Consider the following 20,579-nt stretch of genomic DNA (forward strand, 5'->3'; position numbering starts at 1 on the left):
TTGTCGCGCAGCCAATCGTGTCGTGGTTCGTCGCGGCCGCGAGGCGGCCAGGGTGGCGGTTCGGGGCGGACGCTACTTCCTCGGCGGGATCACCACCGTGAGGTTCGCGGCACCGTCCGAGCCGACGGTGTTCAACGCCTGCGAGAGTAGCGCGGCCATGTCGATCTGGGGCAGCACGTCCGTCAGGGCCTGCACGATCGGCACCATCGGGGCGGAGATCGGACCGAGGTTCGCCAGCAGCTTGCTGGTGTTCGGGGCGATCTTGAACAGGTTCGGATTCACCGTGTTGACCAGCACGTTCGGGCCGTCGATGCCCTTCATCAGAGTGTCGAGCGCCTTGAGCATCTCGACGTCCTTGGTGACGAAGGTCCGGGTGGCCGGGCCGAACTCGGAGATCGCGCCGGGCAGCCAGTTCATGTCGGACTGGTAGTTCTGCGTGTTCTCCATCATCCGGCGGATGTTGGGCATCCGGGAGGAGATGGTGCGGGCCAGGAGGTCACCGGCCTGCGAGAGGTTCGGCAGCGAGCCCTGGGTGTTGTTCGTGGCGTCCGCGAGGGTCTCGGTGATGCCACCGAGATCCGTCGAGTTGATGCTGCTGGTCAGACCGGAGATCAGCTTGAAGGTCTCGGGCAGCGACAGCGGCTCCTTGATCTTCGCGGTGTCGATCGTCGCGCCGTCCGCCAGGTACGGGCCCTGCAGACTGTCGGGGCGGAAGTCCACGTAGGGCTCACCGACGGCCGACAACTGCTCGATGCGCAGGCCGGTGTTCGCGGGGATCTTGTAGTCGCCGTCGTAGCGGAGCTTCACCACGACCTTGCCGTCCCGGCGCTCGATGGACTCCACGTTGCCGACCTTGACGCCGCGCAGCAGCACCGACGAGTCGGGGAGCAGCTGGTTGGCGTTGTCGAGCTTCATGGTGACCGACCGGTAGTTCGTCAGGGGACGCCAGTTCAGCACCGAGAAGGCGATGTAGGCCGTACCCAGCACCAGGACCAGCGCGAAGGTCAGGAGACTGAAGAAGGTGCTCTTTTTCACGGAACTGCTCCGACCATCCGAAGGTTGTTGACCGCCTGGCGCGCGGCCTCGGCGGTGGGGACTCCACCGTTGGTGCCCAGCTCCTTGACGTTGACCTTGGCGCCACTGCTCAGGAAGGGCAGGATCTTGTTCTTGAGCAGGTCCTCCAGGTTCGCCAGGTTGGCCTGGCGACCGTTCATGTTCGGCCAGCCCGGGAACATCAGCGGCTTGAGCACGCCCGCGACCGCGGCCGTCGAGGTGTCGAGCAGCGGGGCGCTGAAGATCAGCGGGGACAGGGCGTCCGACAGCCGGCTGAGCACCTTGATCGCTCCGGTCGTCAGGCTGAGCGAGTCGCCCAGCCAGTCGTCCTGGGGCTTGAGCAGCGCCACGAGGATGTCGTCGTTGTCGTTGATCGTGGTGACCAGGCTCCCGACCGAGGTGATCGCCTGGCTCACGTTGTCGTTCTGCTTACCCAGGTCGACCACCGTCTGCGACACCGTCTTCACCAGACCCGAGAGCTTCTGCGGGTCGGCCGGCAGGTTGTCGTTGATCCGGCTGAAGGTGTCCTGCAGCTGCATCAGGCTGCCGCTGCCGAGGAAGTTCGCCAGGTCGCTGAGGATGTCCTCGATCTGCGTGGGCGGCTTCGTCTGCGAGGTGGGCAGCGTATCGCCCGCCTTGAGGGGGACACCCGGCTTGTTCGGCGTGGACTTCAGTGCCACGTAGGTGTCACCGAGGATCGTGTCCTGCTGCAGCGTCGCGGTGACCGTGTTCGGGACCTTGACCCCGTCCTGGATCTTGACGTCGACCACGGCCTTGTCGTCCGCGAGAGTCACCTTCTGCAGGCGGCCGGCGACGACACCGTCGAAGACGACCCGCGCGCGGTCGGGCAGGTTCAGCACGTTCGTGAAGTCGAGGTGCACGACATAGCCCGAGCCGCCGCCGGGCTGGCCGGGGGCGGGGATCGTCGACGGGTTGAAGCCCAGGTTGCAACCGGCCAGCATCGTGCCCGCCGCGATCGACGCGATCCCCACCTGCAGGGTCCGCTTGTTCACTGGATTGCGCATCAGTACGCCGCTCCCGTCGCGCGCAGGACCGTGGAGATGAGCTCCACGTTGACATGACCGGCGTCGGCGACCTTGCACTGGCCCGGTGCGAACCGGTTCAGGTTGTTGCAGGTCTGGGCCGGGTTGTTGGACGGCACCAGCGCTGACGGCGGCCGGTAGGTGATCTTCGTGGCGAGGGTCTTCTTGTCGACGCTGACCTGGAAGGCGCGGATCAGCGGCGGCAGGATGTTCAGCACGTCACCGAACTGCTTGGTGCCGGCGGCGAGCAGCGTCGTCGGGGGCACCGTGATCTCCAGCAGGGGAGCGATGAAGGCGCCGTACTTGTCGAAGACCGTGGCCAGCGTCTTGATCAGCGGGGTCAGCCCGGGGAACGCGTTGATACCGACGTCCATCAGCGGCTCGGCGACGTTCTTGATGCGGAAGGCGTACTTGGTGAGGAAGTCGCGCAACTCGCCCCAGTTCTGCACCAGGCCGTCCGAGGCCGGTGCGAACGCGTCGAGGATCGCGGCGACATCGCCCATGCCGGGGCCGGGGTTGCGCATGAGCTCGCCGAGCCGGTTGGTCAGCTGCGAGATCTCCGGGCCGGTGCCCTGGGTGGCCTTGTTCAGCGCGGGGATGGAGGCCATCGCCTTACGGAACTCGGCGTCGCCGCCGGCGGTGGTCAGGTCGTCGACGACCTTGGACACGGCCTGCAGGGACTCCGTGATCGACAGCGGGGTCTTGGTGTTGGTGATGCACTTGCCCGGCTGCCAGGTCGGGCCGCCCTTGTAGGTCTCGAGCAGCTCGAGGCGACGCTGGGCGACCAGGGAGTCGGCGATCGCGACGACGCCGACATTGGTCGGCAGCTTGCGGTCCGCCGGCAGGTCGAAGTCGACGCGGGTGGTGGCGCCGTTCGGGGTGATCTTGGTGATCTCGCCGATCGGGTAACCGAACTGGGCGACCTTGCTGCCGGTGAACAGGCCGACGCCGTTGTCGAGCTCGGCGCAGTAGGACGTGGTCTTGGACGTCAGGCCCTTGAAGGCGACACCGCCCAGGACCAGGGCCGCGGCCACGAGGACCACGAACGCGGACATGGCGCCGCGCGAACCGAGGAACTTACGCATCAGCAGGTCACCCCCGGGGACGGAATGCAGACATTGGTGGCCAGGAAGGTCTTCTCGGACTGGTTCAGCTGGATCGTGCCGTCCGGCGCGATCGTCTTCTGCAGTCCGGCCAGCAGCTCCTTGGCGTTGGCGATCGCGGGCTCGGCCTGCTTGACGACGTCCTTGGCCTTCGCCACCAGCGCGTCGAAGCGGCTGGCGAGCGGGTCGATGTTGTTGAGGTACACGTTCAGCAGGGGATTGAGACGCTGCGTGAACTCGGTCAGGCCGGTCAGGTAGGACTGGAAACCGGAGAGGTTCACCTCCGCCGCGGAGAAGAACATGCTCATGTTCCGCATCAGCGACAGGAGCAGGTCACCGTTCTGGTTGACCGTGGTCGAGTACTCGCCCATCACCTTCACGAAGTCGCCCGCCTGATCCTGCTGGCGCAGGATGTTCTCGAACATCCGGTTGAAGGTGGAGACGGTGTTGCGGATCGACTCGGGCTGGTCCTCGAGCGCCTGGTTCAGCTGCGACATGGACTCCCGGATCGGGGTCGCCTTGATCTTCTCGACCTTGGGCGTGGCCTGCTGGAAGGTCTCGAGGAGGCTGTACGGCATGGACACGCGATCCGGCGGGATCGGCTTGTCACCGAGGGGCTTGGTGCCCGACGGGGACAGGGCCATGTAGTAGCCGCCGACGGTCGTGAGCATCTTCATGGACGCGCTGGTGGTGTCGCCGACGAAGACGTCCTTGTCGACCCGGAACTTCACCCGGACGCGATCGTCGAGCAGCTCGACGTTCGAGACGGAGCCGACGCTGATCCCGGCGACGCGCACGTCGACGCCGCTGCGCACGGCCTGCGCCTCCTTGAAGTCGGCCGAGTACTCCTTGGTGCCCGGCTGGAAGACGAAGAGATACCCGCAGATCAGCAGGATGAGCACCGCGATCAGGGCGCCCACGATGCCCCAGTTGAGCTGGTAGCGACGCTCCTGCACCGCCGTCGGCAGCGGACGGTTGAACATACTCACTTTGGATTGCATACCGTCACCTTCTGGCCTGCGACGAAGAGGTTCATCATGCCGGGCAGCTTGGCCTGACCGTTGGTGCACGTCAGGTTGACGGCACTCCCGGCCTGCGGCTTCGTGCCCTCGTTGAGCAGCTGGACGATGCCGGGGAGGGTGGCCAGTGCGTTGACCGCCTGCTCGGCGAGCGGCATCGCGTTCGCGACGATCGCGTCCAGCGGCGGGTTGTCACCGCGGGTGAGTCCGAGCGCCGCGAGGAGCGCGTTGGTGCGGGTGATCACGCCCGACGTGTTGTCGGACCAGTCGCGCATCGAGTCGACATTGCTCGCCAGGGTGCGGGCGAACAGGTCGAGCTGCTGCAGCACCTTGGTCAGGCCGGGGGAGGCCCCGCCGATGGACTGCGACACCGAGCCCAGGTTGGTGATCAGCTGCGTGAGCACCTTCTGCCGGTCGTTGGACACCGTCATCAGCTTGTCCAGCGAGTCGAGCAGCGGGCCGAGGCCCTGACCGTTGCCCTGGATGACACTGAGCACCGACTGGGTCAGGTGGTTGATGTCGTCGGCGTTCAGCGTGGAGAGCACCGGCTTGAGTCCGACGAACACCGTGGTGATGTCGAACGAGGACTGCGTGTACTTCTCCTCGATCGTGGCGCCCGGCTTGACCTGCGCGGCCGTGCTCTTCGGGTTCGGCTGGAGCTCGAGGAACCGCGAACCGGTGAGGTTCTGGTACCGGATCGCCAGGGTGTCGTCGGCGCGGAACTTGCGATCGTTCTGCAGCGAGAAGGTGACGGCCGCGTTGGAGATCCGGTGGTCGCTGGACTGCTCGACCGCGATGTCCTTGACCTTGCCGACCTGCACGCCGAGCATGCGGACGTCGTCGCCGACCTTCAGCCCGGACACGTCCTTGAACTTGGCGTGGTAGGTGCTCAGGTCACCGCCCGGCGGCCGGGTGAGCGCCTGCATCACCAACAGCAACAGGACGATCATCACTGCGGCGAAGGCCACGATCTTGATCGAGGTCGCCTTCATTGACTTCATGGTGGCTCAGCTCCCAGGCTTCGGGGTCGGGGTGCTCGTCGAACTGCTCGGCTTCGCGGACGACGGTGCGCCCTGGCTCGGCGTGGCAGGCTTCGTCTCGGTCGGCTTGTCGCCCGGCTTCGGCGGGATGTACTGGAAGGTCGGTGCCGGCGGCAGCATCGCGCCGATGGCGGGGAAGTCGACCGACAGACGCAGGTTCAGCACCGGGCCGTTGGGGGTGTTCGGCATGGCCTTGCGCACGTTGTCCATGAGCTGGCCCAGCTGGATGCCGACGCCCGTGGCGCTTCCGTTCGGGAAGGCGGCCAGCAGCGGCTGCATCAGGCTCACCAGCATCGGGGAGCCGGTCTTGAGGCCCTCGATCGCCTTCGGATCCAGGATCTTCTGCAGCGCGGCCGTGAGGCTGTTCTTCTCGTCCGTGATCGCGCTCATCGTCGCCTGGCCGCGGTTGACCCAGCCCTTGTCGTGCAACGGCGCGTAGTCGTAGAGCGTCTTGATGCCGGGGATCAGCGCCGCGGTGGCGGCGTCGGCGTTCTGGATCGACTGCGTGATCAGCGGGAGGGTCTGCGCGGTGGACAGCTTCTGCGTGTCCTGGACCGCCTGCGCGACGCTGCCGAGTGCGGTGAACAGCGGCAGCATGGCCTTCGACGAGGCGTCGAAGTTGAGCAGGATCTGGCTCATGTGCGGACGCAACGCGTCGCTGTTGACGTCGCCGATCGTCATGATCATGTTCGACACGGTGTTGTCGGTGATCGGCTTCGTCGGCGAGATCTGGGCGCCGTCCTTGAGCGCCCCGCCGCCGTCGTGCGGGGTCAGGATGACCTCGGAGACGCCGAACAGGTTGCCCGCGGAGTACGCGGCCTCGAGGTTGTTGGTCAGCGACTCGCCGTCGGCCGACTTCATCGTGACCTTGACGCCCTGCTGGCCGTTGCCCAGCGCGGAGATGCCGGTCACCTCACCCACCTTGATGCCCTGGATCCGCACGGGGGCACCGTTTTTGATGCCCGCCGCCACGGCGGGGGAGCGGAGGGTGAAGGAGAACTCGTCCTTCGGCCACAGGGCCTTGACGAGCCAGCCGACGAGCAGGATCGCGAGGATCAGTGCCACGGCGATCACGCCCCGGCGCCGCAGCACCGAGCGTTCGATCGACATTCCTGGTACGGATACGACTCCCATTGGTTACCCCTTGAAGTAGACCGGGGAGGTGAAGCCCCACAGCACGACGGTCATGACGAGGTTGAGGACGACGACGGCGACGAGACTCGCGCGGATCGCCCGACCCGACGCCGTCCCCACGCCCTCCGGGCCGCCGGAGGCGAAGAAGCCCTGATAGCAGTGGATGATGATGACCGCGGTGAGGAAGACCGCCACCTTGATCACGGAGTAGATGACATCGGACGCGCTCACGAACTGACTGAAGTAGTGGTCGTAGGTGCCCGATGGCATGCCGTACACGGACTTGACCACCCAGGCGCAGGACGCCCAGGACAGGATCAGCGTGATCAGGTACACCGGGACCACGGCGATGAGGCCGGCGATCACGCGGGTCGTCACGACGAAGGAGACGGACCGCAGGCCGAGGGACTCGAGCGCGTCGATCTCCTCGTTGATCCGCATCGCGCCGATCTCGGCCGTCATGCGGCAGCCGGCCTGCGCGGCGAAGCCGACGCCGGCGAGCATCGGGGCGAACTCGCGGGTGTTCGCGAAGCTGGCGACGACGGCGGTGAGCGGGCCCATGCCGAGCATGTTGAGGATGGCGAAGCCCTGCACGGCCACGATGCCGCCGACGGTGATGCCGAGCACGGCGAGGACTGGAGCGGTACCGCCGCCGACCACGAGAGCGCCACGGCCCCAGGTGATGTCGGTGAGGATCACCATGATCTGCGAGCGGTAGTGCTTGAGCGCGTGCGGGATGGTCCGGATGACCTCGGCGACGAACGAGACGACGTGCCCGATCGTGTCGAAGACGCCCCACGCGGAACCGGAGGTGCCGAAGAGGTTGAAGAACCAGCGTGTGCCCCGTGGGCGGTAAACGGTTGCCATGTGTCAGCCCACCTGCATCGGGAAGAACATCGTGGTGACCTGCGTGATGAGCAGGTTCAGCGCGAAGATGACGACGAACGAGAGGACCACGGTGGCGTTCACCGCGTCGGCGACGCCGCGCGAGCCGCCACGGGCCTCGAGGCCGCGCTGGCAGCCGATGATCGCGATCACCGTGCCGAAGATGAGCGACTTGAACAGCGAGATCCACACGTCGATCGGGTGCGCGAACGAACCGAAGGAGAGCCAGTAGGCGCCGGGCGTGACGCCCTGGCCGCCGACGGCCACGAGGTAACCGGCCACGGTGCCGACGGCGATGACGAGGATGTTCAGCAGCGGCGCGACGATCCAGGCTGCGAGCAGACGGGGCACGACGAGACGGTTGAGCGGGTTGATGCCCATGACGCGCATGGCGTCCGTCTCCTCGCGGATGGTGCGGGCGCCGAGGTCGGCCGCGATGGCCGAGGCGCCGGCGCCGGCCAGCAGCAGGCCCGTGGCGATGGGGGCGCCCTGGGAGATGACGGCGAGACCGCCCGCGGCGCCGGACAGCGAGTCCGCGCCGAGCTGGGCGATGATGTTGCCGATCTGGATCGAGATGACCACACCGAACGGGATGGCGATCAGGATGCCGGGGAACGTGGTGACGCCGACCATGTACCAGATCTGGTTCAGCGCTTCCTTCCACTGGAGCCGGCCGCGCACCGTGTCGGTGACGAGGGCGACCAGCGACATGATGAGCATCCGCACGCTCCGGCCGATGGTGCGGAAGGAATCCACCACGGTCCCGGAGAAGTTCTTGCTGATGATCGACCAATACGAAGGCCGCTTGGCGCGTCCAGCGCCCTGCACAACGGATTCCGTCACCGCGAACGTCTCCTCTCGACTGTGGCCACACTGTGACCCACATACTGCGTTCTCAGGTGTATGACCGAGGACACTATAACGGTCCGACGAGGGATGTGCGTCATTGGCCTGCTTCGCGACCGCAGGGTGAGCGACTCGTCAGTAACATTTCGACGGAACGAGGGTGATCGTCCATCGGCTCAGGTCAGAACATATTCCGCTGAGACGGATTCGCAACGCCGAGCCGGGGGGACCGGCGCGCGACGGGGGTGCGAGTAGATTCGCACGGGTGCACATCGAGGCGTCGGGCGGGGCGGTCATCGGGGCCGGGTCTGCCGGAGTCCCGATGCGAGAATTGCTGGTAGTGGGGCTGACAGCTGCAGTTGTCACATTCTTCGCCACATCCCTGGTCAGGGTGGTGGCCACCCGGTTCGGTGCCGTGGCGGTGCCCCGCGCCCGCGATGTCCACGTCGTCCCCACCCCCCGCCTCGGCGGGCTCGGCATCTACACGGGGATGCTGGCCGGGATCTTCCTGGCGGCCCAGCTGCCGGCCCTGACCCGGGGCTTCGCCTACTCCAAGGATGCGGTCGCGGTCCTGGTCGCCGGAGCGGTGATCGTGGTGGTCGGCATCATCGACGACCGGTGGGGCGTCGACGCGCTGACCAAGCTCGTGGGCCAGATCTTCGCCGCGGCGCTCCTGGTCGTGCTGGGGGTGGCCTGGAACGTCGTCTACGTTCCGGGGATCAATACGACGGTGGTCCTGGACCAGCTGCAGGCCGGCCTCCTGACCGTGGTGGTCGCGGTGGCGACGGTCAACGCCATGAACTTCATCGACGGGCTCGACGGTCTGCTGGCCGGCGTGGCGGCGCTGGCGGCGCTCGCCATCCTCATCTTCTCCGTGGGGCTGATGTTCGACTCGGGCGGCGATGCGCCGTCGTACCCGCCGGCCCTCATCTCCGCGGCGCTGTTCGGTGCCTGCGTCGGCTTCCTGCCGCACAACTTCCAGCCGGCCCGCATCTTCATGGGGGATTCGGGGTCGATGCTGCTCGGCCTGACGCTGGCGGCGGCGTCGACCTCCGCGTCGGGCCGGATCTCGCAGAACGCGTACGGCAGCACGGACATCTTCGCGCTCCTGCTCCCGCTGCTGCTCGCCGTCGCGGTGATGTTCGTGCCGATGCTGGACCTGTTGCTCGCGGTGGTCCGGCGTACTCGCGCCGGGGTCCATCCCTTCACCGCCGACAAGATGCATCTGCATCACCGCCTGCTGGGTCTGGGCCACAGCCAGCGGCGCGTGGTCGTGGTCATCTACCTGTGGGTCGGTGTGCTGGGCCTGAGTGCCGCGGCCTCGACGATGCTGCGGCCGGCGTTGATCGCTCCGCTGTTCGGAGCGGGCCTGCTGTGCGCGCTCGTGTTCACCGTGGTGCCGCGGATCCTGCCGCGGCTGCGGGAGCGCTACTCCGAAAGAACGAGGTCACATGCGTCGTCGAACAATCGAACCCGATAACGCATAACGCCCGTCCTGTTGTACTATCGTGTGTAGTTGATAGGCGGGATACAGGCGCAGCCCCGATGTGGGGGGCGTCCCTACTTCTTGGTAGAGTCTCAGCTAATCACAAAGAGTCCGTGATGTGACCCACAGTACGGATTCGGCAGACGCCGCCCGGTCGCCGCGAATCCATCGCAGGTGCGACCCCGACCCTGAGGAGGGGCCTTGACGACGCCAGCCCCTGAGGTCGATGGTGCCGCCGCTCGAGGCGTTGTGACCTTCACCAACCCGTTCGTGATCCTTGCGGGCATCGCCGTCGTCGTCGCCGGAATCGCCGCGTCCTTCGGCCAGGTCTGGTTCGCCGCGTGGTTCTTCCTGGGCGGTCTGCTGGCCCTGCTCAACGCCAAGCTGATCGTCATCAAGGTCGCGAACGCGACCGCTGAGGACGAGCCGCGCAAGGCTCCCGTCGCCGTGAACTCGGTGGTCAGGCTCGCCGTGGTCTCGGTGATCGCGCTCGCGATCGCCTACTTCTTCCGGCCCTCCGGGCTGGGCGTGATCTTCGGACTCGCGGTCGGACAGATCGTGCTCGTCCTCAACACCGTGATCCCTGTTCTGAAAGGACTACGTCAGCAGTCATGAGCACGAATCTCCTCGCCGAGGGCGCCATCTCGCCCGGACATCACCGCCAGGCCGAGTGGCTCGGGATGACCTTCAACACGGACACCATTCTGTCCACGGTCATCGCCGCGCTCGTCGTGATCGCTCTCGCGTTCGTGCTCAAGGCCAAGGTCACCTCGACCGGTGTGCCGTCGGGCGTGCAGCTGTTCTGGGAGACGATCACGATCCAGATGCGCCAGCAGATCGAGTCGTCGATCGGCATGCGCGTCGCGCCCTTCGTGCTGCCGCTCGCGGTCACGCTGTTCGTCTACATCCTCGTCGCCAACTGGCTCGCGGTGCTGCCGGTGCAGTACGGCAAGGGGGAGGGCTCGGGTGAGCTCTTCGCCCCCGCCGCCTCGGACATCAACTTCGTGCTCGCGCTCGTGGCCGTGGTGTTCGTCTGGATCCACGCCGCCGGCGTCAAGAAGCGCGGCATCATCGGCCATCCGGTGGCGCTGGTCAAGGGTCACGCCATCGGCCTCGCCCCGATCAACATCATCGAGGAGATCGCGAAGCCGGTCTCGCTCACCCTCCGTCTTTTCGGCAACCTGTTCGCGGGCACCGTCATGGTGGCGCTCATCGCGCTCTTCCCGGCGTACATCATGTGGCTGCCGAACGCGATCTGGAAGTCCTTCGACCTGTTCGTCGGTCTGATCCAGGCCTTCATCTTCTCGCTCCTGACCATCCTGTACTTCTCGCAGGCCATGGAGACGGAAGAGCACTAGAAACCTCGCCCGGCCGCCCCGGCCGACGCGACCACAGACCCTGGTAGGCGTACTACCAGAAACGAAAGGGAAAGTAACAATGGCAGCAGATCCGCAGATCGTTCAGGGTGCGCTCATCGGCGGCGGCCTGATCATGGGTGGCGGCGCCATCGGCGCCGGTGTCGGCGACGGCCTGGCCGGTGCTCAGCTGATCGCGGGCATCGCCCGCCAGCCCGAGGCGCAGGGTCGCCTCTTCACCCCGTTCTTCATCACCGTCGGCCTGGTCGAGGCCGCGTACTTCATCAACCTCGCGTTCATGGCTCTGTTCGTGTTCGCGACCCCGGGCGCGTCCTAAACCCTGACCGCCCTCGCTAGAAACGGGAACTGACGTCATGCAGCTCGCTGAGGCTGAAAAGCAGAGTAACTTCCTCGTCCCCAACGGCACCTTTTTCGTCGAGCTCATCATCTTCTTGGTGGTGCTCGGGATCATCTGGTTCTTCGTCGTTCCGTCCATCACCAAGGTGCTGGACGAGCGCGAGGCCATGATCGATCAGACGGTCAAGGACCAGCGGGGCGCCGCCAAGGGGTTCTCCGACGCCGAGTCGGAGTACAACGACGGTGTCCGCACCGCGCGTGCCGAGGCCGGTTCCATTCGCGACGACGCCCGGGCAGCCGGTCGCGCCGCGATGGAGGAGCAGAAGCAGCGAGCGACCGCCGACGCGGAGGCTCTCACTCGGCAGGAGACCGAGCAGCTGCGCGGCGCAGGCGAAGCCTCGGCCGCAGCGGCGCGAGGCGATCTCGCGCCGCTGTCGGCCACACTCGCCAGCCGGGTGCTGGGCTTCGACGTGACGCAGGACCCGAAGCTCAAGGCTGAACTCGACCAGATCAACCGCGACTCGGTGGTGAAGAACTAAATGGACATCTTTATCGGACAGTTCGTCGGCTTCCTCCTGGTCCTGTTCATCCTGTGGAAGTGGGTCGTCCCCGTCGTCCGCAAGGCGATGCAGCAGCGCCAGGAGACGGTGCGCCTCGAGCTCGAGGCCTCCGCGGCCGCGCGCACGAAGCTCGCCGAGGCCGGCGCGGCGGGGGAGCGGGCGCGTGAGGACGCGGCCCGCGAAGGCAGCCGCATCCGCGACGAGGCCCGTGGCGACGCGGATGCCATCCGCGACGAGCTGCGCTCGCAGACCGAGCGCGAGGTCGCGCGCATCGGCGAGCACGGCGCAGGGCAGACGGCGCTCAACCGCAGCAACCTGATCCGCGGACTCCGGACCGGGCTCGGCACCGAGGCGGTCGACGCCGCGGCGAAGCTGGTGCGCGGCCACCTGGCCGACCCGGCCAACCAGAGCGCGTCCGTCGACCGCTCGCTCGATGAGCTCGAGCAGATGTCGCAGGGCGCGGACGCGGCGCGGATCACCGAGGTCGACCGGATCGGATCGCGCTCGATGCGCGCCTCGAGCCGCGACTCGATCCGGGCCCTGTCCGCCGGTTTCGACCAGCGCACCGCGTCGGTCGACGACGCGGTGCTGGCCCGCACGGCCGAGGACCTCGCGAACGTCGTCGAGGTCATCAACGAGCAGCCCACCCTGCGCAAGCACCTGGCCGAGTCCTCGGACGCGCCGGAGAGCAAGCGTGCCCTGGTCGGGAACCTGTTCGGCGGCAAGATCTCCGACGAGGCCGTGGCCTTCGTCCAGGATGCGGCCGCGAGCAAGTGGTCGGCCCCGGCGGACTTCGCGACCGCGGTCGAGCGGCAGGCCCGCGTCGCGATCCTGCTCGGCGCTGAGCGCGCCGGCAAGCTCGACGAGACCGAGGACGAGCTGTTCCGCGCCGGTCGGATCCTCGAGGCCGAGCCGAAGCTCACCGCGATGCTCTCCGACACGCGCGTCCCGGCCGCCGGCCGAGTCGCGCTGCTGGACAAGGTCTTCGGGGGCAAGGTGAACGACTTCACCGCCGCTCTGCTCCGCCAGACGGTGCGCCTCATCCGCAGCGGCCGCGTGGACGCGGGCGTCGCCTCGATCGCCGATCTGGCCGCCGCCCGGCGCGGCGAGTCGGTGGCGATCGTCGAGTCGGCCGTCGCCCTGACGGACGCGCAGCAGACCCGCACCGCGGACCTGCTGGCCCGTATCTACCAGCGCAAGATCGCGGTGCAGACCGAGGTCGCGCCCGAGCTCCTGGGCGGACTGCGCATCACCGTCGGCAACGAGGTCATCGACGGTGACATCGCCTCCCGCCTCGACCGGGCCGCAGACCAGCTGCCCCGCTAATCACACCCAAACTTCCACCGAACCACACAGAGGGAAACGAGAACTCATGGCTGAGTTGACGATCTCAACCGACGACGTCAAGGGCGCGATCGAACAGTACGTCTCGACGTTCGAGGCCGACGCCTCCCGCGAGGAGATCGGCACCGTCTCCGATACCGCCGACGGCATCGCCCACGTCACGGGCCTGCCCGGCGCGATGGCGAACGAGCTCCTCGAGTTCCCCGGTGGGGTGCTCGGCGTGGCCCTGAACCTCGACGAGGACGAGATCGGCGCCGTCATCCTCGGTAACTACGAGGAGCTCCAGGAGGGCCAGCAGGTCCGCCGCACCGGCGACGTGCTGTCCGTGCCCGTCGGCGACAAGTTCCTCGGCCGCGTCGTGAACCCGCTCGGCCACCCGATCGACGGCCTGGGCGACATCGAGGCCGAGGAGCAGCGCGTCCTCGAGCTGCAGGCCGCGACGGTGCTCGAGCGCCAGCCCGTCGAGGAGTCGCTCGCCACCGGCATCAAGGCCATCGACGCCATGACCGCCATCGGCCGCGGCCAGCGTCAGCTGGTCATCGGTGACCGCAAGACCGGTAAGACCGCGGTCTGCGTCGACACCATCCTCAACCAGAAGGCGAACTGGGAGTCGGGCGATCCGACCAAGCAGGTCCGCTGCATCTACGTCGCCATCGGCCAGAAGGGCTCGACGATCGCCGGCGTGAAGTCCGCGCTCGACGAGGCCGGTGCCATGGAGTACACCACCATCGTCGCGGCTCCCGCGTCCGACTCGGCCGGCTTCAAGTGGCTCGCCCCCTACACCGGCTCGGCCATCGGCCAGCACTGGATGTACCAGGGCAAGCACGTTCTCATCGTGTTCGACGACCTGTCGAAGCAGGCCGAGGCCTACCGCGCCATCTCGCTGCTGCTGCGTCGCCCGCCGGGCCGCGAGGCGTACCCCGGCGACGTCTTCTACCTGCACTCCCGCCTGCTGGAGCGCTCGGCCAAGCTGTCCGACGCGCTCGGCGGCGGCTCGATGACCGCGCTGCCGATCATCGAGACCAAGGCCAACGACGTCTCGGCCTTCATCCCGACCAACGTCATCTCGATCACCGACGGCCAGGTCTTCCTCGAGTCCGACCTGTTCAACAAGGGCGTCCGCCCCGCGATCAACGTCGGCACCTCGGTGTCCCGCGTCGGTGGTGCGGCGCAGACCAAGGGCCTCAAGAAGGTCTCGGGCTCGCTGCGTCTGGAGCTCGCGCAGTTCCGTGAGCTGGAGGCCTTCTCGGCCTTCGCCTCGGACCTCGACGACGCCTCGAAGGCACAGCTGGCGCGCGGCGCCCGCTGGGTCGAGCTGCTCAAGCAGGACCAGTACAGCCCGTCGTCGGTCGAGGACGAGATCGTCTCGATCTACCTCTGCGGCGAGGGTCACTACGACTCGGTGCCCGTTGAGGACGTACGCCGCTTCGACGGTGAGCTGCTCAGCCACCTGCACCACGCGGCGGCCGGTGTCTACGAGTCGATCGCCGGCGGCAAGGTCCTCGAGAAGGACCAGGCCGCTGCCCTCGTCGCGGAGACCAACCGCTTCAAGGAGAGCTTCCTGGCCTCCGACGGCTCGCGGGTCGTCAACGAGGCCGAGGCCGGCGCGCTGCCCGCCGAGGACGTGGAGCAGGAGACGATCAAGGTCAAGCGCAATGGCTAGTATCCGAGAGCTGCGCTCGCGGATCCGGTCTGTCAACTCGACCAAGAAGATCACGAAGGCGCAGGAACTGATCGCGACCTCGCGGATCTCCAAGGCGCAGGCCCGGGTCGCGGCCGCCAAGCCGTACGCGGAGGAGATGACCTCCGTGCTCTCCGAGCTCGCGGGCAAGTCGGGTTCACTGGACCATCCGCTGCTCACCGAGCGCGAGAATCCGAAGCGCGCGGCGATCCTCGTCGTGTCCTCGGACCGCGGCATGTGCGGTGGCTACAACTCCAACGTGCTGCGCGAGACCCGTGAGCTGATCCAGCTGCTCAAGAGCGAGGGCAAGGAGCCCGTCCTCTACGTCATGGGCCAGAAGGGCGTGGACTACTTCCGCTTCCGCGGCCAGGACGTCGCGGGCTCGTGGACCGGGTTCTCCCAGCAGCCGCACCACTCGGACGCCGCCGCGGCGACCGAGACTCTGGTCAAGCTGTTCGAGGCCGGCTCGCAGGAGTACGTGACCGTCGACGGTGCCGAGACGCACGGCGTGGACGAGCTGCACATCGTCTACACCCGGTTCGTCTCGATGCTCTCCCAGAACCCCGAGGTGCGCCGCATGGCGCCGCTCGTGGTCGAGGAGACGGACGAGGCACCGTCGGACACGCCGGACCGCAACTTCACCTTCGAGCCGGGCGCGGACACCCTGCTGTCGGCCCTGCTCCCGCGGTACGTCGCCACCCGCGTCTTCGCGGCTCTGCTCGACTCGGCCGCGTCGGAGAACGCGGCGCGTCGTACGGCCATGAAGGCGGCCACCGATAACGCCAACGAGCTGGCCGTCTCGCTCTCCCGCGAGGCGAACCAGCTGCGCCAGGCACAGATCACCCAGGAAATCAGCGAAATCGTCGGTGGCGCCGGCGCCCTCGCGAACTAGAAACGGGAAAGTAGAAGTAATGACTACAGCAACCCAGCCCGCGTCGGCGGGCACCGCTGCGGCCACCGGTCGCGTGACGCGGGTCATCGGCCCCGTCGTCGACATCGAGTTCCCGCGCGGCGCCGTTCCCGACCTGTTCAACGCCCTGCACGCGGAGATCACCCTCCCGTCCGTGGCCAAGACGCTGACCCTCGAGGTCGCGCAGCACCTCGGTGACAACCTGGTGCGCGCCATCTCGATGCAGCCCACCGACGGCCTCGTCCGCGGCACCGGCGTGACCGACTCGGGCTTCCCGATCCGCGTCCCCGTCGGCGATGTCGTCAAGGGCCACGTGTTCAACGCTCTCGGCGACTGCCTGGACACCCCCGGACTCGGCCGCGACGGCGAGCAGTGGGGCATCCACCGCAAGCCCCCGGCCTTCGATCAGCTCGAGGGCAAGACCGAGATCCTGGAGACGGGCATCAAGGTCATCGACCTGCTGACCCCGTACGTCAAGGGCGGCAAGATCGGCCTGTTCGGTGGTGCCGGCGTCGGCAAGACCGTGCTCATCCAGGAGATGATCACCCGTATCGCTCGCGAGTTCTCGGGCACCTCGGTGTTCGCGGGCGTCGGCGAGCGCACCCGTGAGGGCACGGACCTCCACCTCGAGATGGAGGAGATGGGCGTGCTGCAGGACACCGCCTTGGTGTTCGGCCAGATGGACGAGCCGCCGGGCACGCGTATGCGCGTCGCCCTCTCGGCCCTGACCATGGCCGAGTACTTCCGCGATGTCCAGCACCAGGACGTGCTGCTGTTCATCGACAACATCTTCCGCTTCACGCAGGCGGGCTCCGAGGTCTCGACCCTGCTGGGTCGTATGCCCTCCGCCGTGGGCTACCAGCCCACCCTGGCCGACGAGATGGGCGAGCTCCAGGAGCGCATCACCTCGACCAAGGGCCGGTCGATCACCTCGCTGCAGGCCATCTACGTGCCCGCCGACGACTACACCGACCCGGCGCCGGCCACCACCTTCGCGCACCTCGATGCGACCACCGAGCTCTCGCGTCCGATCTCGCAGCTGGGTATCTACCCCGCCGTGGACCCGCTGACCTCGACCTCGCGCATCCTCGAGGCCTCGATCGTGGGCGACGAGCACTTCCGCGTCGCCAACGAGGTCAAGCGCATCCTGCAGAAGTACAAGGAGCTGCAGGACATCATCGCCATCCTCGGTATGGACGAGCTCTCCGAGGAGGACAAGGTCACGGTGCAGCGCGCTCGCCGTCTCCAGAAGTTCCTCGGCCAGAACTTCATCGTCGCCGAGAAGTTCACGGGCGAGAAGGGCTCCGTCGTGCCGCTGGCCGACACCATCGAGGCCTTCGACCGCGTGTGCAAGGGCGAGTTCGATCACCTGCCCGAGCAGGCGTTCAACTCCTGCGGTGGTCTCGACGACGTCGAGGCGGCCGCGAAGAAGATCGCCGGGAAGTAGTCTCGAGTGGCTGACACGGCGTTTCAGGTAGAGGTCGTCTCCGTCGAGGAGCGGCTGTGGTCGGGCGATGCGACCTTCGTCATCGCCCAGACCACGGAGGGTGAGCTGGGTGTCCTGGCGCACCACGAGCCGCTGTTCGGCCAGCTCATCTCCGGTGGCGCCGTCGCCATCGACACGGTGAGCGGCGAGCGACTCTCCGCGGCCATCCGCGGTGGGTTCCTCTCGGTGACCGGCGAGAAGGTGACGGTACTGGCGGACGGGGCCGAGTGGGCCTCGTCGCTGGTCGAGTCCGATGTCCGGCGCGCACTCGAGAGTGCCGCCGAGGGTTCGGACGAGCAGGCGGTCGCGCAGGGGCAACTGCGTGCGATCGAGTTCCTCGCGAACAAGTAGGCTGGAAGCAGCAGCGTGAAAGCCGGTGGCCCGGTGAAACGGGCCACCGGCTTTCTGCTATTCGCACACGAGACGGGTGAGGGCGGGCGCGATGGCCGGCCTGGTGTTCGGCGTGACCGTGGCGGTCCTCGTCCTGCTCCTGGTCGGTGCCCTCGTGGTGCTGCGCCTGTACAGCCTGCGCGTCGCCGGCGTCCCGATCATCCTGCGGTACTTGCCCGCTGAGGACGAGCACGGCTGGCGGCACGGGACGCTGCGGTACGACGATCACGAGCTGCGGTACTACCGCCTGTCGAGCGTGCGGCTCGGCCCCAGCTGGACGCTGCCGCGCAGCGGCACCGAGATCGTCGGGCGCCGCGCGCCGCGCGGCACCGAGCTGGACGTGATCGATCCCGACATGGTGATCGTGCATGCGGTCACGCCCGACGGGGAGACCGAGCTCGCCTTCGCGCGGGACGGGCTGACCGCGTTCCAGTCCTGGCTCGAGTCCAGGCCCAGCCCGCGTCGTCAGTCCTGACGTTCGCCGCCCGGCACCCACAGCACGTCGCCGCCCGGGTTCGCGACCCGGGAGAGGATGAACAGCAGATCCGAGAGCCGGTTGAGGTACTTGGCCGGCAGCGCCGACACGGACTCGCCGTGCTCGGTGACCGCGTCCCACGCCGCGCGCTCGGCCCGCCGGACGACGGTCCGCGCGACGTGCAGGTACGCGGCCAGGGGAGTGCCGCCCGGCAGGATGAACGAGTCGAGCTTGGGCAGGTCGGCGTTGTACTCGTCGCACCACGCCTCGAGCCGCTCGATGTAGTCGCCGGTCACGCGCAGGGGCGGGTACTCCGGATCGGCGACGATGGGGTTCGACAGGTCGGCGCCCACATCGAAGAGTTCGTTCTGGATCCGGACCAGCACGGCGCGCAGGCGCGGTCCGGGATTCCCGACGGTGACCGCCAGCCCCAGCGCCGCGTTGGCCTCGTCGCAGTCGGCGTAGGCGCGCAGGCGCGAATCGGACTTGGGGACGCGGGAGAAGTCACCGAGTCCGGTGGTCCCGTCGTCGCCGGTGCGGGTGTAGATGCGGGTGAGGTGGACGGCCATGGTCACAGGCTGTCACAGGGGGCGGCGCTGTGCCATAGGGTGACCCGTGTGGGTGAGAAGTTTCTGGTGCACGGTGGGGCCCGGCTGACGGGCGAGGTCACCGTGGGGGGCGCGAAGAACAGCGTCCTGAAGTTGATGGCGGCCACGTTGCTCGCCGAGGGCACCTCGGTGCTCACGAACTGCCCCGAGATCCTGGACGTGCCGCTGATGGCGGACGTGCTCCGGGGTCTCGGTGCCGAGGTGGAGCTCCAGGGGGACACGGCGCGCATCACGACTCCCGCGGTGCTGAACCACCGTGCGGACTTCGACGCGGTCAAGCAGTTCCGCGCGTCGGTGTGCGTGCTCGGCCCGTTGATGGCGCGCGAGCGCCGAGCGGTGGTGGCTCTCCCCGGTGGAGACGCGATCGGCTCGCGCCCGCTGGACATGCATCAGTCCGGGCTGCGCGCGCTCGGTGCGACCAGCTCGATCGAGCACGGCTGTGTGGTCGCGCAGGCGGATGCGTTGACCGGGGCGGAGATCACGCTCGAGTTCCCGTCGGTGGGCGCCACCGAGAACATCCTCATGGCCGCGGTCCTGGCGACGGGGCTGACCGTGATCAGCAACGTGGCGCGGGAGCCGGAGATCGTCGACCTGTGCTCGATGCTCGTCCAGATGGGCGCGGACATCGAGGGGATCGGCACCGACACGCTGATGGTGCGTGGGGTGGACAAGCTCCATCCCACGGAGCACCGCGTGATCGGCGACCGGATCGTCGCGGCCACGTGGGGCTTCGCCGCCGTGATGACGCGTGGGGACATCACCGTCAACGGCATCGCGCCCGACACGCTCGGGGTCGTCCTGCAGAAGCTGCAGGACGCCGGGGCGACGGTGACCGAACGCGCGGACGGGTTCCGGATCGCGTCGCCGGAGCGGCCGCGCGCCGTGAACGTGGCGACGCTGCCCTTCCCGGGGTTCCCGACGGACCTGCAGCCGATGGCCATCGGCATGGCGTGCGTCGCGGACGGCACGTCGATGATCACGGAGAACGTCTTCGAGGCGCGGTTCCGGTTCGTCGAGGAGATGGTGCGCCTGGGCGCCGACGCCCGGACCGACGGGCATCACGCGGTGATCCGGGGAGTCGAGCAGCTCTCGAGTGCGCCCGTGTGGTCCACCGACATCCGCGCCGGCGTGGGCCTGGTCCTGGCCGGCCTCTGTGCCGACGGGGTGACCGAGGTGCACGACGTGTTCCACATCGACCGCGGCTACCCGAACTTCGTCGGCAACGTGACGGCGCTCGGAGGCCGGATCGAACGCGTCTCGTGAGCACGGATCGGTGGGACCACCTGCCGATTTGTGTTCGGAGTTCGACGTGTGTAACTTATATCGAGTCAGCAGCGCCCAGGCGCCGCCCGGCAAGGCCCACAGCAGTCCAATGAATCTGGATCTCGACGTGTCGCCGGAAGTTCGGAAACCGGGAAGATTCGCAAGGATCATCGCGCTGACCACCACGGAAGAGAAGCCTTCTCCTCGACTCCGCTCTGCGGGATCGTGTGGTTTCTCCATGTGGTGAGCGGTTCGGAACGCCGAATCGTGGCCCGCGAGAGCGAGTTGCGAACGAAATTCCGGCCTGCTAGGCTAGAACGGTTGCTCCGAGCAGCCAGCCCCACGAAAGCAAGACACTTTCGGGCGCCCAGCGCGGTCGAGAGGGTTCAGCTGTGGGACTGACCGGTTCGAAGTGCTTCCGAGGGTGGCCCGCGAGAGCGAGTTGCACACGGATTTCCGATCTGCTAAGCTTGAACGGTTGCTCCGAGCGGGCCGGCCAGGGTTTTTGACTGGTTGGTTTGGAGAGAGTAGCATGGACTGC

The 20,579-nt window shown here is 67.5% G+C and carries 21 protein-coding genes; 12 read left to right on the forward strand and 9 right to left on the reverse strand.

The genetic code is table 11. The annotated features are described in order from the left end of the window. Window positions 1-72: 72 nt before the first annotated feature. The 8 genes from HF999_RS09720 to HF999_RS09755 are packed head-to-tail and all read right to left on the reverse strand — an operon-like array spanning window position 73 to window position 8,120. Entirely contained in the window at window positions 73-1,035 is a 963-nt protein-coding gene (locus tag HF999_RS09720; protein ID WP_168545672.1) for an MlaD family protein, read from the reverse strand. Beyond that, window positions 1,032-2,078, reverse strand: a complete 1,047-nt coding sequence (locus HF999_RS09725; protein ID WP_168545673.1) for an MlaD family protein — start codon at window positions 2,076-2,078, stop codon at window positions 1,032-1,034. Before HF999_RS09725 ends, HF999_RS09720 begins: the two co-directional genes overlap by 4 nt. Continuing rightward, a complete protein-coding gene (locus HF999_RS09730; RefSeq protein WP_168545674.1) occupies window positions 2,078-3,181 on the reverse strand; it encodes an MlaD family protein in 1,104 nt (367 codons plus the stop codon). The genes HF999_RS09725 and HF999_RS09730 overlap by 1 nt, the downstream gene beginning before the upstream one ends. Continuing rightward, entirely contained in the window at window positions 3,181-4,182 is a 1,002-nt protein-coding gene (locus HF999_RS09735) for an MlaD family protein (RefSeq protein ID WP_246207565.1), read from the reverse strand. Before HF999_RS09735 ends, HF999_RS09730 begins: the two co-directional genes overlap by 1 nt. Window positions 4,183-4,184: 2 nt before the next feature. Then, window positions 4,185-5,210, reverse strand: a complete 1,026-nt coding sequence (locus tag HF999_RS09740; RefSeq protein WP_168545676.1) for an MCE family protein — start codon at window positions 5,208-5,210, stop codon at window positions 4,185-4,187. 15 nt (window positions 5,211-5,225) lie between these two features. After that, the gene (locus tag HF999_RS09745; RefSeq protein WP_168545677.1) at window positions 5,226-6,392 is read right to left on the reverse strand and encodes an MlaD family protein; all 1,167 of its coding nucleotides are present in this window, start codon (window positions 6,390-6,392) and stop codon (window positions 5,226-5,228) included. 3 nt (window positions 6,393-6,395) lie between these two features. Then, window positions 6,396-7,259: an ABC transporter permease gene (locus tag HF999_RS09750; RefSeq protein WP_168545678.1), complete on the reverse strand. Its 864-nt coding sequence runs from the start codon at window positions 7,257-7,259 to the stop codon at window positions 6,396-6,398. A gap of 3 nt (window positions 7,260-7,262) precedes the next feature. Beyond that, window positions 7,263-8,120: an MlaE family ABC transporter permease gene (locus HF999_RS09755; protein WP_168545679.1), complete on the reverse strand. Its 858-nt coding sequence runs from the start codon at window positions 8,118-8,120 to the stop codon at window positions 7,263-7,265. Window positions 8,121-8,445: 325 nt separating this feature from the next. Between HF999_RS09755 and HF999_RS09760 the strand changes: the two genes are divergently transcribed. The 11 genes from HF999_RS09760 (at window position 8,446) to HF999_RS09810 (ending at window position 18,167) form a co-directional block, all read left to right on the forward strand. Then, window positions 8,446-9,603 (forward strand): glycosyltransferase family 4 protein, encoded by a 1,158-nt coding sequence (locus HF999_RS09760; RefSeq protein ID WP_168545680.1) that lies wholly within the window; start codon window positions 8,446-8,448, stop codon window positions 9,601-9,603. A gap of 207 nt (window positions 9,604-9,810) precedes the next feature. Beyond that, window positions 9,811-10,224, forward strand: a complete 414-nt coding sequence (locus HF999_RS09765; protein WP_168545681.1) for an ATP synthase subunit I — start codon at window positions 9,811-9,813, stop codon at window positions 10,222-10,224. Further along, the gene (gene atpB, locus HF999_RS09770) at window positions 10,221-10,967 is read left to right on the forward strand and encodes a F0F1 ATP synthase subunit A (protein WP_168545682.1); all 747 of its coding nucleotides are present in this window, start codon (window positions 10,221-10,223) and stop codon (window positions 10,965-10,967) included. The genes HF999_RS09765 and atpB overlap by 4 nt, the downstream gene beginning before the upstream one ends. Before the next feature lie 79 nt (window positions 10,968-11,046). Beyond that, window positions 11,047-11,301, forward strand: a complete 255-nt coding sequence (locus HF999_RS09775; protein WP_068575212.1) for a F0F1 ATP synthase subunit C — start codon at window positions 11,047-11,049, stop codon at window positions 11,299-11,301. Between the two features lie 37 nt (window positions 11,302-11,338). After that, complete coding sequence (locus HF999_RS09780) at window positions 11,339-11,860, forward strand: F0F1 ATP synthase subunit B (RefSeq protein WP_168545683.1); 522 nt, start codon at window positions 11,339-11,341, stop codon at window positions 11,858-11,860. Then, entirely contained in the window at window positions 11,861-13,207 is a 1,347-nt protein-coding gene (locus HF999_RS09785) for a F0F1 ATP synthase subunit B/delta (protein ID WP_168545684.1), read from the forward strand. Between the two features lie 46 nt (window positions 13,208-13,253). Beyond that, window positions 13,254-14,888, forward strand: coding sequence for a F0F1 ATP synthase subunit alpha (gene atpA, locus HF999_RS09790; protein ID WP_168545685.1), 1,635 nt, complete (start codon window positions 13,254-13,256; stop codon window positions 14,886-14,888). Beyond that, on the forward strand, window positions 14,881-15,798 hold the full coding sequence (locus HF999_RS09795) for a F0F1 ATP synthase subunit gamma (protein WP_168545686.1): 918 nt from the start codon (window positions 14,881-14,883) through the stop codon (window positions 15,796-15,798). Before atpA ends, HF999_RS09795 begins: the two co-directional genes overlap by 8 nt. A 19-nt stretch (window positions 15,799-15,817) precedes the next feature. Continuing rightward, window positions 15,818-17,263: a F0F1 ATP synthase subunit beta gene (gene atpD, locus HF999_RS09800; protein WP_168545687.1), complete on the forward strand. Its 1,446-nt coding sequence runs from the start codon at window positions 15,818-15,820 to the stop codon at window positions 17,261-17,263. 6 nt (window positions 17,264-17,269) lie between these two features. Continuing rightward, window positions 17,270-17,653, forward strand: coding sequence for a F0F1 ATP synthase subunit epsilon (locus tag HF999_RS09805; protein ID WP_168545688.1), 384 nt, complete (start codon window positions 17,270-17,272; stop codon window positions 17,651-17,653). Window positions 17,654-17,744: 91 nt separating this feature from the next. Then, a complete protein-coding gene (locus tag HF999_RS09810; protein ID WP_168545689.1) occupies window positions 17,745-18,167 on the forward strand; it encodes a DUF2550 domain-containing protein in 423 nt (140 codons plus the stop codon). On the opposite strand, the gene HF999_RS09815 is transcribed toward HF999_RS09810, so the two are convergent. Next, window positions 18,158-18,736 (reverse strand): cob(I)yrinic acid a,c-diamide adenosyltransferase, encoded by a 579-nt coding sequence (locus tag HF999_RS09815; protein ID WP_168545690.1) that lies wholly within the window; start codon window positions 18,734-18,736, stop codon window positions 18,158-18,160. The two genes, HF999_RS09810 and HF999_RS09815, sit on opposite strands and share 10 nt — an antisense overlap. Window positions 18,737-18,784: 48 nt before the next feature. Between HF999_RS09815 and murA the strand changes: the two genes are divergently transcribed. After that, window positions 18,785-20,038, forward strand: coding sequence for a UDP-N-acetylglucosamine 1-carboxyvinyltransferase (gene murA / locus HF999_RS09820; RefSeq protein ID WP_168545691.1), 1,254 nt, complete (start codon window positions 18,785-18,787; stop codon window positions 20,036-20,038). Window positions 20,039-20,579 lie beyond the last annotated feature (541 nt).

The sequence above is a fragment of the Tsukamurella spumae genome, from assembly GCF_012396015.1.
Taxonomy (GTDB): Bacteria; Actinomycetota; Actinomycetes; order Mycobacteriales; family Mycobacteriaceae; genus Tsukamurella; species Tsukamurella spumae.

What these genes read in the sequence shown, in the direction of transcription:
- HF999_RS09730 (WP_168545674.1), bottom strand. Translation starts at nt 3,181, where the DNA reads ATGCGTAAGTTCCTCGGTTCGCGCGGCGCCATGTCCGCGTTCGTGGTC.
- HF999_RS09740 (WP_168545676.1), bottom strand. Translation starts at nt 5,210, where the DNA reads ATGAAGGCGACCTCGATCAAGATCGTGGCCTTCGCCGCAGTGATGATC.
- HF999_RS09750 (WP_168545678.1), bottom strand. Translation starts at nt 7,259, where the DNA reads ATGGCAACCGTTTACCGCCCACGGGGCACACGCTGGTTCTTCAACCTC.
- HF999_RS09785 (WP_168545684.1), top strand. Translation starts at nt 11,861, where the DNA reads ATGGACATCTTTATCGGACAGTTCGTCGGCTTCCTCCTGGTCCTGTTC.
- atpB (WP_168545682.1), top strand. Translation starts at nt 10,221, where the DNA reads ATGAGCACGAATCTCCTCGCCGAGGGCGCCATCTCGCCCGGACATCAC.
- HF999_RS09775 (WP_068575212.1), top strand. Translation starts at nt 11,047, where the DNA reads ATGGCAGCAGATCCGCAGATCGTTCAGGGTGCGCTCATCGGCGGCGGC.
- HF999_RS09810 (WP_168545689.1), top strand. Translation starts at nt 17,745, where the DNA reads ATGGCCGGCCTGGTGTTCGGCGTGACCGTGGCGGTCCTCGTCCTGCTC.
- HF999_RS09760 (WP_168545680.1), top strand. Translation starts at nt 8,446, where the DNA reads ATGCGAGAATTGCTGGTAGTGGGGCTGACAGCTGCAGTTGTCACATTC.
- HF999_RS09735 (WP_246207565.1), bottom strand. Translation starts at nt 4,182, where the DNA reads ATGTTCAACCGTCCGCTGCCGACGGCGGTGCAGGAGCGTCGCTACCAG.
- HF999_RS09745 (WP_168545677.1), bottom strand. Translation starts at nt 6,392, where the DNA reads ATGGGAGTCGTATCCGTACCAGGAATGTCGATCGAACGCTCGGTGCTG.
- HF999_RS09815 (WP_168545690.1), bottom strand. Translation starts at nt 18,736, where the DNA reads ATGGCCGTCCACCTCACCCGCATCTACACCCGCACCGGCGACGACGGG.
- HF999_RS09780 (WP_168545683.1), top strand. Translation starts at nt 11,339, where the DNA reads ATGCAGCTCGCTGAGGCTGAAAAGCAGAGTAACTTCCTCGTCCCCAAC.
- atpA (WP_168545685.1), top strand. Translation starts at nt 13,254, where the DNA reads ATGGCTGAGTTGACGATCTCAACCGACGACGTCAAGGGCGCGATCGAA.
- atpD (WP_168545687.1), top strand. Translation starts at nt 15,818, where the DNA reads ATGACTACAGCAACCCAGCCCGCGTCGGCGGGCACCGCTGCGGCCACC.
- HF999_RS09795 (WP_168545686.1), top strand. Translation starts at nt 14,881, where the DNA reads ATGGCTAGTATCCGAGAGCTGCGCTCGCGGATCCGGTCTGTCAACTCG.
- HF999_RS09725 (WP_168545673.1), bottom strand. Translation starts at nt 2,078, where the DNA reads ATGCGCAATCCAGTGAACAAGCGGACCCTGCAGGTGGGGATCGCGTCG.